This is a genomic window from Methylobacterium brachiatum, assembly GCF_020523825.1.
Lineage (GTDB): Bacteria > Pseudomonadota > Alphaproteobacteria > Rhizobiales > Beijerinckiaceae > Methylobacterium > Methylobacterium brachiatum.
Genome location: NZ_JAJALK010000002.1, coordinates 47,925 through 60,337, shown reverse-complemented (window position 1 = coordinate 60,337; position 12,413 = coordinate 47,925). Strand labels below are relative to the sequence as shown.

General features: G+C 71.7%; 12 protein-coding genes. 1 reads left to right on the top strand and 11 read right to left on the bottom strand.

Annotated features, from left to right (window positions below; translation table 11 throughout):
• Positions 1-36: 36 nt before the first annotated feature.
• The 8 genes from rarD to LGR69_RS03945 all read right to left on the bottom strand — a co-directional run bounded on the left by rarD (position 37) and on the right by LGR69_RS03945 (position 8,117).
• Positions 37-936 (bottom strand): EamA family transporter RarD, encoded by a 900-nt coding sequence (gene rarD / locus LGR69_RS03980; RefSeq protein WP_230365253.1) that lies wholly within the window; start codon positions 934-936, stop codon positions 37-39.
• Positions 937-1,072: 136 nt separating this feature from the next.
• Positions 1,073-2,764, bottom strand: a complete 1,692-nt coding sequence (locus LGR69_RS03975) for a methyl-accepting chemotaxis protein (RefSeq protein WP_230365252.1) — start codon at positions 2,762-2,764, stop codon at positions 1,073-1,075.
• A gap of 254 nt (positions 2,765-3,018) precedes the next feature.
• Complete coding sequence (locus LGR69_RS03970) at positions 3,019-3,618, bottom strand: pyridoxamine 5'-phosphate oxidase family protein (protein WP_230365251.1); 600 nt, start codon at positions 3,616-3,618, stop codon at positions 3,019-3,021.
• On the bottom strand, positions 3,615-3,950 hold the full coding sequence (locus LGR69_RS03965; RefSeq protein WP_007562919.1) for a lipid-A-disaccharide synthase N-terminal domain-containing protein: 336 nt from the start codon (positions 3,948-3,950) through the stop codon (positions 3,615-3,617). Before LGR69_RS03965 ends, LGR69_RS03970 begins: the two co-directional genes overlap by 4 nt.
• Positions 3,944-4,699 carry a glycosyltransferase family 2 protein gene (locus tag LGR69_RS03960; RefSeq protein ID WP_230365250.1) on the bottom strand — a complete coding sequence of 252 codons (756 nt, stop codon included), beginning with the start codon at positions 4,697-4,699 and terminating at the stop codon, positions 3,944-3,946. The genes LGR69_RS03965 and LGR69_RS03960 overlap by 7 nt, the downstream gene beginning before the upstream one ends.
• The gene (locus tag LGR69_RS03955; RefSeq protein WP_230365249.1) at positions 4,696-6,417 is read right to left on the bottom strand and encodes an ArnT family glycosyltransferase; all 1,722 of its coding nucleotides are present in this window, start codon (positions 6,415-6,417) and stop codon (positions 4,696-4,698) included. Before LGR69_RS03955 ends, LGR69_RS03960 begins: the two co-directional genes overlap by 4 nt.
• Before the next feature lie 71 nt (positions 6,418-6,488).
• Complete coding sequence (metC, locus tag LGR69_RS03950; protein WP_230365248.1) at positions 6,489-7,679, bottom strand: cystathionine beta-lyase; 1,191 nt, start codon at positions 7,677-7,679, stop codon at positions 6,489-6,491.
• A gap of 264 nt (positions 7,680-7,943) precedes the next feature.
• Positions 7,944-8,117 carry a ribosome modulation factor gene (locus tag LGR69_RS03945; RefSeq protein WP_007562928.1) on the bottom strand — a complete coding sequence of 58 codons (174 nt, stop codon included), beginning with the start codon at positions 8,115-8,117 and terminating at the stop codon, positions 7,944-7,946.
• A 107-nt stretch (positions 8,118-8,224) separates the two neighbouring features.
• Between LGR69_RS03945 and LGR69_RS03940 the strand changes: the two genes are divergently transcribed.
• Positions 8,225-8,494 (top strand): hypothetical protein, encoded by a 270-nt coding sequence (locus LGR69_RS03940; RefSeq protein ID WP_039902856.1) that lies wholly within the window; start codon positions 8,225-8,227, stop codon positions 8,492-8,494.
• Between the two features lie 93 nt (positions 8,495-8,587).
• On the opposite strand, the gene ntrC is transcribed toward LGR69_RS03940, so the two are convergent.
• Genes ntrC through dusB form a run of 3 tightly spaced genes read right to left on the bottom strand, consistent with a single transcriptional unit; the run spans position 8,588 to position 12,274 of the window.
• Complete coding sequence (gene ntrC / locus LGR69_RS03935) at positions 8,588-10,048, bottom strand: nitrogen regulation protein NR(I) (protein WP_230365247.1); 1,461 nt, start codon at positions 10,046-10,048, stop codon at positions 8,588-8,590.
• 49 nt (positions 10,049-10,097) lie between these two features.
• The gene (locus tag LGR69_RS03930; protein WP_007562935.1) at positions 10,098-11,255 is read right to left on the bottom strand and encodes a two-component system sensor histidine kinase NtrB; all 1,158 of its coding nucleotides are present in this window, start codon (positions 11,253-11,255) and stop codon (positions 10,098-10,100) included.
• Positions 11,252-12,274, bottom strand: a complete 1,023-nt coding sequence (dusB, locus tag LGR69_RS03925; RefSeq protein WP_230365246.1) for a tRNA dihydrouridine synthase DusB — start codon at positions 12,272-12,274, stop codon at positions 11,252-11,254. Before dusB ends, LGR69_RS03930 begins: the two co-directional genes overlap by 4 nt.
• Positions 12,275-12,413 lie beyond the last annotated feature (139 nt).

The window sequence follows — 12,413 nt, the reverse complement described above, 5'->3', positions numbered from 1 at the left end:
TATCCCGTCATCGCCCCGCGGGGCGCATGGAATGCCTTATACACGCATCGGATCGGGATCCGACCGGATCTCGGGCACGGGATCGGCGGGGCGCCGGCCGCGGAGGGCGTCGACGCTGTAGAGGGCGAGCGCCACCCAGATCAGGGCGAACATCGCCGCCCGGGGCGGCTCCACATGCTCGCCGTAGGCCAGGACGCTGAGGCACAGCAGGCAGGTCGGGGCGACGTATTGCAGCAGGCCGAGGGTCGTCAGCCGCAGGCGCACCGCCGCGGCGGCGAACCAGATCAGCGGCAGCGCCGTGGTGAGCCCGGTGAGCATCAGCAGCGCGAGGTTCTTCGGCTCGGCCGGCAGGAACGGCTCGGGCGAGAGGATCAGCCACGCGATGGCCGCCGGCAGGAGCAGCAGCGTCTCGGTCAGGAACCCGACCAGGGCATCGACCCCGACGATCTTTCGGACCAGCCCGTAGAGGGCGAAGCTCACCGCCAGGGAGAGCGACAGGATCGGCAATTCGCCGGCCCAGACCACCGCCACGGCGACGCCCGCGGCCGCGATCCCCACCGCCACCGCCTGCAGGGGCCGCAGCCGCTCGCCGAGCACGATGCGCCCGAAGGCAACGCTGACCAGCGGGTTGATGTAATAGCCGAGGCTCGCGTCGAGCAGGTGCCCGCGGTCGATCGCGTAGAGGTACAGCAGCCAGTTGATCCCGATCATCACGGCCGAGACCGCCAGCAGGGCGTGGCGCGGGCGCAGGGGCAACGGCAGATGGAGCCGCTTGCGCGCGGCGAGCGCCAGGGCCAGCGCCCCCGCGAACAGGCTCGACCAGACGATCCGCTCGGCCAGGATGTGGTTCGGGCTGAAGGCCCCGAGCATCCGGAAATGCACCGGGACCAGGAGGCCCCAGCTCAGATAGGCGGCGAGCGCGTAGACGAGGCCCACGTCAGTCTTCCCGGTCGACCCGCCATGCGACCCGAGCGGGCGGACGGCCCCGGGGCTTTACGCCCGACCGGCCGCGCGCGACAGGGGGGACGGCGCAAGTCTGCCCTCCCCGGCCGCTGCGCGGCCCGCGTCTGGCTCAGGCGGCCCGGATCGTCGACAGGAACCGGTCGACCTCGCCGCTGAGGTGTTCGGACTGGCGCGACAGTTCCGAGGCGGCGCCCAGAACCTGGTCCGCCGCCCGGCCGGTTTCCGCCGCCGCCGAGGCCACGCCGGCGATGTTGCTGGTCACCTCGCCGGTGCCCTGCGCCGCCTGCCCGACGTTGCGCACGATCTCCTGCGTGGCCGCCCCCTGCTCCTCGACCGCGGCGGCGATCGAGGTCGCCACCGACTCGATCTCCTTGATGCGCGCGGTGATACCCGCGATCACCGCCACGGCCGCGCCGGTGGATTTCTGGATCTGGCCGATCTGGCCGGCCACATCCTCGGTCGCCCGGGCGGTCTGGTTGGCGAGTTCCTTGACCTCGGACGCGACCACGGCGAAGCCGCGACCGGCCTCGCCGGCCCGGGCCGCCTCAATGGTGGCGTTCAGCGCCAGCAGGTTGGTCTGGGCGGCGATGTCGGTGATCAGCCGGACCACGTCGCCGACCTTGGCGGCGGCACCGCTGAGTTCCTGGACCAGGGTCGCGGTCTGGTCGGCTTCGGCCACGGCGCCCTGGGCGAGCTTGGCCGAGCCGTCGACCTGGCGGCCGATCTCCTGGACCGACGAGCCGAGCTCCTCGGCCGCGCTCGCCACCGTGTTGACGTTGGAGGCGGCCTCCTCGGCCGCGGCCGCCACCGTGGTGGATTGGCTTGCGGTCTGGGTCGCGGTGGCGGTCATCGACTGGGCGGTCGCCTGCAGCTCGGTGGCCGCGGACGAGACCAGGCCGATGATCCGGCCGACCGTGCCCTGGAAGCCGTCGGCCAGTTCCAGCATGGCCTTGCGGCGCGCCTCCGCGGCGGCCTCGTCGGCAACGCGGCGGATCTCGGCCTGCTCGGCGGCCTTCTGGGCGACCAGCGCCTTGATGCCTTCCACGGCGCGGCCGATCAGGCCGATCTCGTCGCCGCGCCGGGCCTCGGGGATCTCGGCATCGATCTCCCCGTTCGCCATGCGGCGCAGCACGGCGGTCAGCCGGGTGATCGGGCGCGTGACGCCGTAGACCACGACCAGCATGCCGCCGATCATGCCCAGGGCGATGCCGAGGAGCGAGATGGTCAACAGCACGGTGCGCGTCCCGGCGGTGTCGGCGGTCAGCTCGTCGGACCGCTTCTGCAGCGAGACATCCATGTCGTCCACGAGCGTGCGGGCGGACTCGGTCGTCTCCGACTGGACGCCGTCCGCGATCCGGCGCGCCAGCGACAGGGCCTCGTCGGCCTTGCCCTTGTCGGCCAGGTCGCGCAGATCGCGGAGGGCCCGATTATAGGCGTCGAAATGCCCGGCGATCTGCTCGATGCGGTCCCGGAACGCGGGCGCTTCCCGGCGAGCGCCGTCGATCAACTTCGCGGCCTCGGCGGCCAGGGTGTCGAGGCTGCGGCCGACGCGGCTTCCGTCTGCGGTGCCGGCTTCGGTTGCGGTGCGCAGGGCGGCGTAGCCGAGCTGCGCCACGACGCGGTTCAGGCGCGCGACCTTGACGACCGCCTTCGATTCCTTGTCAAGCAAAAGTGAGTATGACGCGTCGATCGCGACAATCTTCTGCGACGTGTACCAGGCACATCCGAAGAAAATTGCGCTCATGAGAGCAATAACTGCGAAAAGCTTCGACGGAATACTTAACTTCGACATCAGTTGCATGACGGCCCCACTCGGCACGATACCCTTCGAGCCAAAGTGACCTATGTTGATTTCTGCTGCTGACGGCAAGTAATATTATCGAGCGATCAAGGCGGTGGCAGGATTGCCGAAGGACCGGTTCCGATCTTTATCAATAAAACTTCATCTCGCGCACTTATTTCGCCGCCTTATGTGGCGCGTAATTGAAGCAGAAACATTATTTTAATGCTGATTGTAGGATTTGTAATCTGGTGGGGGCCGCTCACCGTCTCCGATCAGGGCGCGATCCAGCCGCCGGTCCAGTCGCCCTGCCCCCGCGTCCAGGCCGCCCGGCGGTGGCCGCGGCGGTCGAGATACAGGAAGTCGAGGCGCGCGGCCCGCACCGTGACAGCCGCGAAATGCGGGCGGCCGAGGGACGCCGCCGCATCCTCGTCCGGCAGCGTGTAGGCGCCGCCCGTGGGCAGAGCCGTCCCGGGCGCGGGGTCGGCGCCGTAGCAGACCCGGCTCATCGCCCGGGAGCCGGCCCAGGCGGCCTCAGCGACGGCGTCGTCCGTGTGGAGCGTGGCGCGGCCCTCGATCCGGATCTGGATCTTGCTGGCCTCGTCGTAGGCGGCGAGCGCGCAGGCCGGGTTCGCCAGGATCTCGGCGGCCTTGTCGGAGCGGCGGTCGCAATGGAACCGGAGGGTGCCGGATTCGCTGTCGGCTTCGCGCAGCACCACCGTGCGCAGCCGCGGGCCGTCGGGCCCGAGGGTCGCCAGCACCGGCAGGTGGAAACCGCTGCGGCCCCGCGCGGCGCCCTCCGCCAGAAGCCGCCACAGTTCCGCGAAGGTCGCGTCGAGATCGTCGTAGAAATCCGGCAGGGGGGCGCGGGTCATGCGGGATCCCGCTGGCGTCGCCGGCGCTCGCGGAAGATCAGCGCGAGGTTGCGGAGGTAGATGCCGGTGGACAGGCCCTGGCCGATGATGATCACCGGCTCCCGGCGGACGAACCCGTAGACCAGGGTCATCAGCCCGCCCAGGATCGACAGGAACCAGAACGAGAGCGGCATCACGCTCCGGCCGGCGCGCTCGCTGGCGATCCATTGCAGGATGAAGCGCGAGCCGAACACCATCTGGGCGACGATGCCGAACACCACCCAGAAATCGAGCCGGGTGACGAACACGTCGTAGAAATAGTCCGGCAGGTCGTGGGCCAGCTGAATCAGCATCGGGCGTCCTGGTCTGCCGGCGCGGGGAGTTCGTGCGGCTGCGGGTCGGCCCGCTTGCGCCGGATCAGCCACCAGACCCCGGCGAGGTCGAGGAGCCCGACCCAGAGCCGGTCGAACAGGCCGTAATTCGAGACGCCGGTGAGCCGGGGCCGGTCGATCACGTCGTGGTGGACCACGGTAAAGCCTTCGCGCACCACCAGGGCCGGCATGAACCGGTGCAGGGCGTCGAAATAGGGCAGCCGGAGATAGACGGCGCGGCGGAACACCTTCAGGCCGCAGCCGGTGTCCCGGGTGGCGTCCTTCAGGATGCGCCCGCGCACGCCGTTGGCGATGCGCGATTGCAGCATCTTGAAGCGCCCGTCCTTGCGGCCGCGCCGCTGCCCCTGGGCGAGGCCGGCCCGTTCGCCCCCCGCCTCCAGGGCGGCGAGCAGGGCCGGGATGAAGGCCGGGTCGTTCTGGCCGTCACCGTCCAGCGTCGCGACGACCGGCGCCCGGGCCGCCAGGACGCCGCTGCGCACCGCCGCCGACTGGCCGCCGCTGCGCGCGTGCCGCACCACCCGCATCCAGGGCCGGCCGGCGCGCGCCGCCGCCAGGCTGTCCGGCGTGCCGTCGGTGGAGCCGTCATCGACGTAGATCAGCTCGAAGCCGAGGGCCATGCAGGCCGCCTCGATCTCGGCCACCAGGGGGGCGATGTTGCCGGCCTCGTTCTTCACGGGCACGACGACGCTGAGGGTCGGGGCGCCGGTCACGGGGCCACCGCGTAGGCGGTCACGAAGACCCGCCGGCCGGTATTGAGGTTGAAGCCCTCGACCTCGGCGAGCGGCGCCGGCGCACCCCGCGCCACCGGCCAGGCGGCGTTGAAGTCGTCCCGGTCCCGGGCCTCGACGAACAGCAGCCGGCAGCCGCCCGCCTCCAGGAACTGCTTGGCCGCGGCCCCGTCCGGCGGCAGGGCGAGATCGGTGCCGGTGAGGAAGACCAGGCTCGGCTCCCGGTAGCCGAGGCTCGCGACCTGCGGGTTCGGGCAGGCCATCCGGTCGCGCAGGGCGGCGAGACGCGGCGAGACCTTCAGGGCCGGCAGGGACCGCTGCGCCATGCCCAGCACCGCCGGCCCGAGCAGGCAGGACGCGAAGATGCCGAGCACGAGGGCGCGCTCGGGCCTGCCGCCCGCGAAGGCCATCCAGGCCAGGACCGCCACCGCGCAGGCGCCGGCGAGCAGCGGCAGCGCCGCCCAGGGCAGCGTGTGGCCGTCGAGGCGCCAGCCCGCGAGGCACAGGCCGAGCGTCAGCCCGATGGGGATCGCCGGCACCAGCAGGGCGGTCGCCCGCGCCCCGCGCAGCCGCGGGTCGAGCGCCCCGCGCCAAAGGGCCAGGGCGGTGAGGATGGCGAGCCACGGCATCAGCGGCAGGACGTAATGCGGCAGCTTGGTCGGCACCGCCTCGAAGATCAGCCAGGCCGGCAGCACGGCGGCGATCAGGAAGGCGACGGCGGGCTCGCGCCGAGCGCGCCAGGCGAGCGGAAGGCTCATCGCCGCGAAGGCCGCCCCCGGCCAGAAGGTCGCGAAGAAGGCGAGCGCGTAGGCCCCGGGGGGAGCCCAGTGCCGCTCGGCGCCGCCGCCGACCTTGGCCAGCATGTCGTGACCCACCGCCTCCGCATAGAAGGCGCCGCCGCTCTTCCAGGCGATGGCCGCGAACCACGGCGCCACCAGCAGCAGCGTGAGGGCGAGGCCGGCCGCGGGCCTCAGGGCGAGCAGCCACCGGCCGGACCGCGCTGCCACCGACAGGATCAGGGCCGGCAGCACCACGAACAGCGGCACCATCGGCCCCTTGATGAGGATGCCGAGCGCCATCCCGAGCCAGAAGGCCGGGAAGACCGCACGGCCCACGGTTCCCCCGGCCCGGGACGCCAGCCAGACCCGGGCGAGCGCCCCGAGGCTGGCGGTGGCGCAGGCGGCGAGCAGGGCGTCGGTCTTGGCGAGATGCGCCTCGGCGGTGAGCATCAGGCCGGCGCCGTACAGGGCGGCGGCCAGCAGGGCGAGCCGGCGCGGCAGGAACGCCAGGGCGGCCCAGTAGGCGAGCAGCACCGAGGCCGTGGCACCGATCAGCGACGGGATCCGGTACAGGGCGATCTGCCGTCGCGCGTCGGGGACGCCCAGCGCCTCCCCGGCCGCCACCGCGGCGGCCTGCGCCCAGTAGATCCCGACCGGCTTCTTGTGCCGGGCCTCCCCCTGGAAGCGGATGTCGACCAGGTCGCCGCTCTCCAGCATCTGCTTGGAGGCCTGGGCGAAGCGCGGCTCGTCCCGGTCCATCGGCTGGAGGGAGATCTGGCCGGGCAGGAACAGCAGCAGGCAGAGCGCCAGCAGGGCGGCGGCGGCCCGGGCATGGGTGAGGCTCAGCGCGTCGAGGCCGCGGCCGATCCGATCGACAGAAGCGAGGCGCGGGACGCCGTCGGCGGAGAGGCTCGTGCTCATGCCCGGCCGGTCAATCAGGATCGGACGGGAAGGTCAAATGCTCCGTCACCCCTCCGTCATCGCGCGCGACGTCAGGATGCCGCCCGCAGCCGCGCGAAGCCAGCGTCGAGATCGGCCTGGAGGTCGGAGATGTCCTCCAGCCCGATATGGAAGCGCAGGGCCGGGCCGCCCGGGGCCCATTGGGTGGCGGTCCGGTAGCCGGCGCAGTCGAACGGGATCACCAGGCTCTCGAAGCCGCCCCAGGAGAAGCCCATCCCGAACAGCTCCAGCTCGTCCAGCATCGCGGCCACCGCCGCCTCGGGCACCGGCTTGAGGATCACCCCGAACAGCCCGGAGGCGCCGGCGAAGTCGCGCTTCCAGATCGCGTGGCCGGGATCCTCCGGCAGGCCGGGATGCAGCACCCGCAGCACCTCCGGCCGCGCCTGGAACCACCGGGCCATCTCCAGCCCGGCGCGGCCGTGCTCGCGCAGGCGCAACGCCATCGTGCGCATGCCCCGGAGCGCCAGGAAGATGTCCTCGGCCCCGGCGCAGGGCGCGAAATGGTCGAAGGTGCGCCGCACCGCCGGGAAATAGGCCGCGTTGGCGGAGGTGAGGCCGATCAGCAGGTCCGAGCCGCCGCTCAGATACTTGGTGCCGGCCTCGACCGCGATATCGACCCCGCGTTCGTGGGGCGGGAACAGCAGGGGCGTCGCCCAGGTGTTGTCCATGATCACGCAGGCGCCCCTTGCATGGGCGACCTCGGCGATCGCCGGCACGTCCTGCATCTCGAAGCTCTGCGAGCCGGGCGCCTCGACCAGCACCGCCTTGGTGTTGGGGCGCATCAGCTCGGCGATGCCGGCCCCCACGGTCGGGTCGTAATAGGTGACCGCGACCCCGAACCGGGCCAGGACGCCGTCGCAGAACTGCCGGGTCGGGCGGTAGGCCGAATCCGTCACCAGCAGATGGTCGCCGGCCGAGACCGCGGCCATCAGCGCGATGGTCAGCGCCGACAGCCCCGAGGGCGTCACCACGGTGCCGGCGGCACCGGCGAGTTCCGTCCAGGCGTCGGTGAGCGAGTCCATCGTCGGCGTCGCGGAGGTGCCGTAATTGTAGCGCCCGCGCCGGTTCTTGATCGCGTCGTAGGTCGGGTAGAGCACGGTCGAGCCGCGATAGATCGGCGTGTTGACGAAGCCGTGCTGCGCGCCCGGATCCCGGCCGGCATGGACGAGGCGCGTCGCCGCCCCGAATGTCTGCTTCGATTCGGGCTTGGGCGTCAGGGACATTGGGGCTCGACGATCGCGTTGCGCTGCGACGCACGAAGCCCGCGGGCCCGGGCGAGGTCAAGCCTGAGGCGCGATTGAAGGGTTTTCTTGATGGCGACGGTGGGCTGTCATACCCGCTCGGTCATTCCGGGGCGCCGCAGGCGAGCCCGGAATCCAGAAACGCCGACGGCGCAAGGTCTTGGGCTGTTAGCGTCTCTGGATCCCGGGCTCCGCTACGCGGCCCCGGGATGACGCGGGGGATGCACGGTGTCGATGCGCTTGCGCTCACGGCGTCTCGGGCGGATCGGAGACCACAGCCTCCTCGTAAGCTTGCATCCAGGCGGCGTGCTCTTCGGAACCCTCCGCATAGGGGCATTCGCTCACGGGCTTACCGTAGAGGCGGGCGTTGCGGCCCTGGATGAACGGGCTGTCGCTCGCGGTCGCCTGGACGTTCGTCAATATCGCCTCCCGAAGACTGGCACCCGGCCCGCAAATTTGGGGTGGGCTTCGTTAACGGGCCGGCGGGTAATCTGTTGCCGTCTCAAGTCGCGTTCCGGGTCGTCTGCGTGCGTATCCTGCGTTCTCTCTTCGGCGGCATCCTCGTCCTGGTCTCGACGGCGATCGTCGCCCTCGTCAGTGCCGACCGGCTCGCCCATCTGGCGCCCCCCGCGACGGTGCGGGCTGCCCAGGCCGAACCCTCGGCGACCGGGTCGCTTCCGGCCCCGGTGAAGGCTGCGCCGGCCCCGAAGCCGGTCGTGCCCAGCATCCCCAACGGCTTCGACACCGAGCGGCTCAACGCCCTGATGCGCGGCGACCCGATCCTGCCCCGGCGCTGACCGGAGCGCTTGCCGCCGCCGTAGATAGGGGCTCCAGGCGTCTCGGGGCTCCGCCCCGAACCCCCGCCAAAGGGCTCGCCCTTTGGCAACCCGTTACCGGGCGGTGCGGAACACCTGCAGGTCGAGATCCCGGACCTTCTTGCGCAGGGTGTTGCGGTTGACGCCCAGCAGCTCGGCGGCGCGGATCTGGTTGCCCCGCGTGGCGGCGAGCGCCGCGCCGATCAGCGGGCCTTCGATCTCGCGCAGGATCCGGTGATAGAGCCCGGGCGGCGGCAGCGTGTCCCGGTAGCCCGAGAAGTAATCCGACAGGTGCCGCTCCACCGCGCTCGACAGGGTCTCGGATTCGCCATTGGCCTTGCGGGCGCTGCCGTTGGCCGAGGCCGGGGCGGCGAGCGGCAGGGTGTCGAGCTCGGCCTCGATCACCGGGCCGGTGATCGTCTCCTGCGGATAGAGCGCGGCGAGCCGCCGGACCAGATTCTCCAGCTCGCGGACGTTGCCCGGCCAGCGGTAGCGCTTGAGCCGCTCCATGGCGTCGCCGTCCAGCGTCTTGCGGGTCAAGCCCTCGCGCTCGACCAGCACGAAGAAGTGGCGGATCAGGTCCGGCACGTCCTCGGACCGCTCGCGCAGCGCCGGCAGCCGCAGCGGCACCACGTTCAGCCGGAAGAACAGATCCTCGCGGAAGATGCCCTGCTGGATCGAGATCCGCAGGTCCTTGTTGGTCGCCGCGATGATCCGCACGTTGGTCTTGATCGGCACGCGGCCGCCCACCGTGGTGTACTCGCCCTGCTGGAGCACGCGCAGCAGCCGGGTCTGGGCCTCCATCGGCATGTCGCCGATCTCGTCGAGGAACAGCGTGCCCCCCTCGGCCTGCTCGAACCGGCCGGCCGAGCGCTGGAGGGCGCCGGTGAAGGCGCCCTTCTCGTGGCCGAACAGCTCGGACTCGATCAGGTCGCGCGGGATCGCGGCCATGTTGACCGGCACGAACGGGCCGGTGCGGCGACGGCCGTAATCGTGCAGCGCCCGGGCAACCAGCTCCTTGCCGGTGCCGGACTCGCCGGTGATCATCACGGTGAGGTCGGTGGGCATCAGCCGGGCGAGCGCCCGGTAGATCTCCTGCATGGCCGGCGAGCGCCCGACCAGCGGGATGTCCTCGTTCTCCGGCGGCGCGCCGGCCGGCGCGGTGCCACGCGGGCGTGACAGCGCGCGGCCGACGATGGCGATCAGCTCCTTCAGGTCGAAGGGCTTGGGCAGGTACTCGTAGGCGCCCCGCTCGGAGGCGCGGATCGCGGTCATGAAGGTGTTCTGCGCGCTCATGACGATGATCGGCAGCTCCGGCCGCACGCGCTTGATGCGCGGCAGCAGGTCGAACACGTTCTCGTCGGGCATCACCACGTCGGTGATGACCAGGTCGCCCTCGCCCTGCGCGACCCAGCGCCAGAGGGTGGCGCAATTGCCCGTCGAGCGGACTTCGTAGCCCGCCCGGGACAGTGCCTGGTTCAGCACCGTGCGGATGGCGGCGTCGTCGTCGGCGACGATGATGTGGCCGTTCGGCATGATTCTCTTACTCAGACCTCCGGCCGGGCGGCCGAAACACAAGGCGACATCACGGATCGACCGCCGATTCGCGCCCGTCGCGGGCGCTGGACATCGGCAGGAGGATGCGGAACGTCGTACGGCGGGGGGCGGGATCGCACTCGACGATGCCTCCGTGGTCGCCGACGATCTTGGCGACCAATGCAAGTCCGAGGCCGGATCCCTGCGCCTTGGTGGTCACGAACGGGTCGAACAGGTCGGGCAGCAGGTCGGCGGAGATGCCCGGCCCGTTGTCGCGGATCGCGACCTCGATCGGCAGGCTGACCCGCTCGCGCGAGCCCGGCACCTGCAGGCGCAGGCCGGTGCGGAAGGCGGTGGACAGGGTGATCTCGCCCTCGACCGCATCCGGGCCGATCGCCTCGGCGGCGTTCTTCACGAGGTTCAGGATCACCTGGATCAACTGGTCGCGGCTGCCGAGCACCGGCGGCAGCGACGGATCGTAGGTCTCGACGAACCGGATATGACGCGCGAACCCCGACTGGGCCGAGCGCTTCACCTGGTCGAGGACCCCGTGGACGTTGACGGCGCCGCGATCGGCCGGGCGCTCGTCGCCGAACAGCTCCATCCGCTCGACGATCCGCACGATCCGGTCGGATTCGTCGCAGATCAGCCGGGTGAGCATCCGGTCCTCCTCGGCGCCGGTGCTCTCCAGGAGCTGCGCGGCGCCGCGGATGCCGGCGAGCGGGTTCTTGATCTCGTGGGCCAGCATCGCGCCGAGCGCCACCATCGAGCGCGCGGCGCCGCGATGGGTGAGCTGGCGGTTCATCTTGTCCGCGATGGTGCGCTCCTGGAGCATCATCACCACGGCGTCGTCGTCGTCGGCCAGGGGCGTGGCGAAGACGTCGACGCTGCGCTCCAGCCCGAGGCGGGGCTGGGTCAGCTCGACCCGGTACTCGCTGACGCTGGCCCGCCGCCGCCGGACCTCGGCCACGAGCGCGATGATCGGCGAGGCGAACGGGATGATGTCGCGCAGGCGGCGGCGCTGCATCAGGCGCGCGGAATAGTCGAAGAACGCCTCCGCGGCGTGGTTGCAGTGGAGGATGCGCTCGTCGCCGCCGATGGTCAGGACCGGCAGCGGCAGGGCGTTGAGCACGGCCTCTCCGGCCGGGTCGCGCCGGCCGCCCGACGCCTCGGGACGGGGATCCTGCGGAAAGCCGTCGTCGCTCACGCGGCCTCCCGGACCAGATCGGCCTGCCCGAAGGCGCGGGCCAGAAGCGCCAGCGCCACCTCCGGATCGGTGGTGGTGAGGAGCGCGGTGCGCTCGGCCGGCTCCAGCGCGCCGCCGGTCTCGGCATAGGCGGCCAGATGCTTGCGGGCGTGGCGCACGCCCATGTGGCGGCCGTAGAGCGCGAGCAGCCCGGTATAGTGCGCGGCCGCCATGGCGGCCTGCTCGGCCCGCGACGGCGCCTCCGCCGGACGGCCGGCGAGCGCCGCGGCCACCTGCCCGACCAGCCAGGGCCGCCCGGTTGCGGCGCGCCCGATCATCACCCCGGCGGCGCCGGAGGCGGCCAGGCACGCCCGGGCGCTGGCGAGGTCGACCACGTCGCCGTTGGCGATCACCGGGATCGACACCGCCTCGACCACGGGGCGGATCGCGGCCCAATCGGCCACGCCCTTGTAGAATTGCTGCCGGGTCCGCCCGTGGACGGTGACGGCGTTGAGCCCGAGCCGCTCGGCCCGGGTGGCGAGATCGACGGCGTTGCGGGTGGCGTCGTCCCAGCCGAGCCGCATCTTGACGGTGACCGGCACCGATACCGCCCCGCGCACGGCGGCGAGCAGGCGCGTCGCGTGGTCGAGGTCGCGCATCAGGGCCGAGCCCGAGGCGATCCCGGTGACGATCTTGGCCGGGCAGCCCATATTCACGTCGATCACGTCGGCGCCGCCGGCCTCGGCAAGCCGCGCGGCCTCGGCCATCGGCTCGGCCTCGCAGCCGGCGAGCTGGACCACGTGGAGATCGACCCCGGAACCCTCCGCCCGCAGGGTCGCCTCGCCGGCGCCGCGGGTGAATTCGCGTGCCGCCACCATCTCGGACACAACCGCATCGGCGCCGCAGCGCCGGGCGATCCGGCGCATGTGCAGGTCCGTGACGCCGGACAGGGGCGCGAGCAGGCAGAGCGGGGCGGGAGAATCGCCCCCGCCGGCCGGTCGTCCGTCGCGCAGCGCGCTTAAATAATGATCAGTCGCCATTCTGCACAACAATGAGGCAAGTGCGGTCCGCTGGCAAGCGGGGGCCGCGCGTTGATTTCGCGCCCTCCCCCGCTTAAACGACGCTCATCCTCACCGGCAGAGGTCCGGCAGCACGGCTGGCCCGCGCGCCCGCTGCCGT

What these genes read in the sequence shown, in the direction of transcription:
- LGR69_RS03955 (WP_230365249.1), bottom strand. Translation starts at nt 6,417, where the DNA reads ATGAGCACGAGCCTCTCCGCCGACGGCGTCCCGCGCCTCGCTTCTGTC.
- LGR69_RS03970 (WP_230365251.1), bottom strand. Translation starts at nt 3,618, where the DNA reads ATGACCCGCGCCCCCCTGCCGGATTTCTACGACGATCTCGACGCGACC.
- ntrC (WP_230365247.1), bottom strand. Translation starts at nt 10,048, where the DNA reads ATGCCGAACGGCCACATCATCGTCGCCGACGACGACGCCGCCATCCGC.
- LGR69_RS03975 (WP_230365252.1), bottom strand. Translation starts at nt 2,764, where the DNA reads ATGCAACTGATGTCGAAGTTAAGTATTCCGTCGAAGCTTTTCGCAGTT.
- dusB (WP_230365246.1), bottom strand. Translation starts at nt 12,274, where the DNA reads ATGGCGACTGATCATTATTTAAGCGCGCTGCGCGACGGACGACCGGCC.
- metC (WP_230365248.1), bottom strand. Translation starts at nt 7,679, where the DNA reads ATGTCCCTGACGCCCAAGCCCGAATCGAAGCAGACATTCGGGGCGGCG.
- LGR69_RS03965 (WP_007562919.1), bottom strand. Translation starts at nt 3,950, where the DNA reads ATGCTGATTCAGCTGGCCCACGACCTGCCGGACTATTTCTACGACGTG.